The sequence below is a fragment of the Streptomyces roseochromogenus subsp. oscitans DS 12.976 genome (assembly GCF_000497445.1).
GTDB classification, from domain to species: Bacteria; Actinomycetota; Actinomycetes; order Streptomycetales; family Streptomycetaceae; genus Streptomyces; species Streptomyces oscitans.
On sequence record NZ_CM002285.1, the window covers coordinates 6303608 to 6305929 of the forward strand.

Annotated in this window: 4 protein-coding genes and 1 pseudogene; all 5 read left to right on the plus strand. The window is 64.0% G+C overall.

The window, feature by feature from the left end:
* Positions 1–22 precede the first annotated feature (22 nt).
* Positions 23–355 (plus strand): hypothetical protein, encoded by a 333-nt coding sequence (locus M878_RS76890; RefSeq protein ID WP_031225944.1) that lies wholly within the window; start codon positions 23–25, stop codon positions 353–355.
* Between the two features lie 78 nt (positions 356–433).
* Entirely contained in the window at positions 434–754 is a 321-nt protein-coding gene (locus tag M878_RS76895) for a pore-forming ESAT-6 family protein (protein ID WP_023550597.1), read from the plus strand.
* A 34-nt stretch (positions 755–788) separates the two neighbouring features.
* Positions 789–1073: a DUF6507 family protein gene (locus tag M878_RS000000101470; protein WP_342452732.1), complete on the plus strand. Its 285-nt coding sequence runs from the start codon at positions 789–791 to the stop codon at positions 1071–1073.
* Positions 1070–1231 (plus strand): DUF6507 family protein, encoded by a 162-nt coding sequence (locus M878_RS000000101475; protein ID WP_425347914.1) that lies wholly within the window; start codon positions 1070–1072, stop codon positions 1229–1231. The genes M878_RS000000101470 and M878_RS000000101475 overlap by 4 nt, the downstream gene beginning before the upstream one ends.
* A pseudogene (locus M878_RS000000100230) lies at positions 1228–2322 on the plus strand (ADP-ribosyltransferase); the annotation flags it as partial. The gene M878_RS000000101475 and the pseudogene M878_RS000000100230, both read left to right, overlap by 4 nt.

Below are 2322 nucleotides of genomic sequence, written 5' to 3' on the forward strand. Positions count from 1 at the left end.
AGCCCGTAGCGGGGGAGGCGACATGAAGTTCGATATGGGTGCGCAGACGTTGTCGACGTTGATGCGTGATTCGCGTGGGTCGAGTCAGGATCTGGGGTCGTTGGTCCGGCAGTTGGTGCAGGCGGCGGAGCCGTTGGAGGGGAAGTTCAACGGTGTGGGTCGTGCGGCGTTTGATCAGTTCAAGGTGCGGGCGGATGGGATCGCGAAGGAGCTGGATCAGTCGTTGGGGGCGATCCTGGGTGGTCAGTCGGGGATGGACAGTGCGTTCAGTACGGGTGATCAGGAGCAGGGTGACAACGCGAAGCGGCAGATGGGTTCGGCGAATTTCGATGCGGCGCGGTTCTCGGGTCGTTGAGTTCGGGTTGTTGGGTTCGGGTTGTTGTGTGTCTGAGCGTTTCGGTTCTTTGGTGTGTTTTTCGGGGAGTGGTGTGTGATGGCGGGTGCGGGCGCGGGTGCGGATCGTCGGTCGTATGACACGTCGGCGTCGGCGGATGTGCAGGGGAATCTGGCGGGTGTGATCGCTCAGTTGGAGATGGTGATCGCGGCGCGGGACAAGCAGGTGAAGAAGGCGATGGCGGATTTCACGGCGGATGGTGTGGCGGATGAGTACCACGGTAAGGAGCGTCGTTGGAATCATGCGTCGCAGGAGGTGCGGAACATTATTCATCTGCTGAAGACGACGATGGAGAAGAACGACTCGACGGCGCATTCGACGTTGGCGAAGGCGAAGTCGGCGGTCGACAACATCGGCTGAGCAGGGGCTGGTTGGCGGGTTCACGGGGGTTGGTATGTCGGGCTGGGATCTGCATCCGCAGGGTATTGATCATGTGCTGACGGCGACGGGTAAGACGGCGTCGCATCTGGAGCAGCAGGCGAAGGATTACGGTACGCATTTGCAGTCGGCGGCGTCGAGTGCGGGACGATCTCCGCGGGCGGCGGCTCCGGGGGCTCGGGCGGTCACGGTGGTCACGGCGGCAACGGCGGTCAGGGTGGTCACGGCGGCAAGGGCGGGGGGAAGGCGCAGGGCGGTCTGGTGGCGTTGGCGTTGTCGCAGTATGCGGAGCGGGCGATGAAGGACCTGGAGTTCGTGGCGGCGCGGGCGGGTAAGTCGTTGCAGGGTGTGGTGGATGCGACGAAGGCGTATCTGGACGGTGATGAGGCGATGGCCGCGGATGCGCAGAGTAAGGCGTGCACGCCTGGGGTGAGGATGCCGGGAGTGGGCAAGGCGTGATCAAGCCGGAGGAGATTCCTGAGTTCACCGGTGATCTGGAGCAGTTGGAGAGGGATTACGGGGCGCTGAAGAAGGATGCCGGGCTGATCCGTTCCACGGGTGCGGATGTGCACGCGCAGTTCCAGGGGTTGCGTGCGTTTTATCACGCGCCGGAGGCGGAGCAGTTGTTCGGGTCGACGAAGCCTGTGGCGGCTCGTGCGGATACGTTCGCTTCGCATCTGGAGACGGTGTCGTCGGCGTTGTCGGGGTATGCGGCGGAGGTCCGTCCGCTGGTGGCGAAGCTGAAGGAGCTGAAGGCGGAGGCCACGTCGTTCGTCGATTCGGTCAGGGGGGATGACGACTGGGAGTACGACGAGGACAAGGTCAGGAAGAACAACCGGATCCGTGATGATGTCACGGCGGCGGTGGCGGCGTTCTGGGCGGCGGAGCGGACGTGCCACAACAAGATCACGGCGATCTGGCATGGCACGCAGATGATTGCCGGTGATGGTTCGAACAAGTCGAACATGTATGGCTATGACGCTTCGGACCTGAAGGGTGCGAAGGGGTTGCCGTGGGGTGATCCGGTGGAGCAGAAGCACCACTGGTACGACTTCGGGCACTGGGCGAAGTCGTTTCTGTGGGACGGCATCTGTGTGGATGGTATCTGGGGCACGATCAAGGGCCTGGGCACGCTGGTGGGTGTGGACGGCTGGGATGCGATGAAGCAGGCCTGGAAGGGCCTGGCCCAGCTCGCCACGGGGTTGGCGTTCATGGACAATCCGCTGCTGGCGGCGGTGTTCTGGGCGACGCCGGACAAGTACATGCCGTCGTGGCTGCGTGAGTCGCGCAACACGATGAAGCAGACGGGCAAGGCGTTGCTGGCGTGGGACGAGTGGGGCAAGAATCCCGCGCGTGCTGCGGGTGGGGTCACTTTCAACGTGCTGACGACCGTGTTCACCGGTGGTGAGGGTGCGGCGGTGGCGGGTGCGGGCAAGGCCGGGGCGGTGGCCAAGGCGATCTCGGTGGCGGGCAAGGTCGGCAGGGTCATCGACCCGATGACGTATGTGATGAAGGGCGCCGGCGCCGGCCTGTCCAAGATCGGCGACATC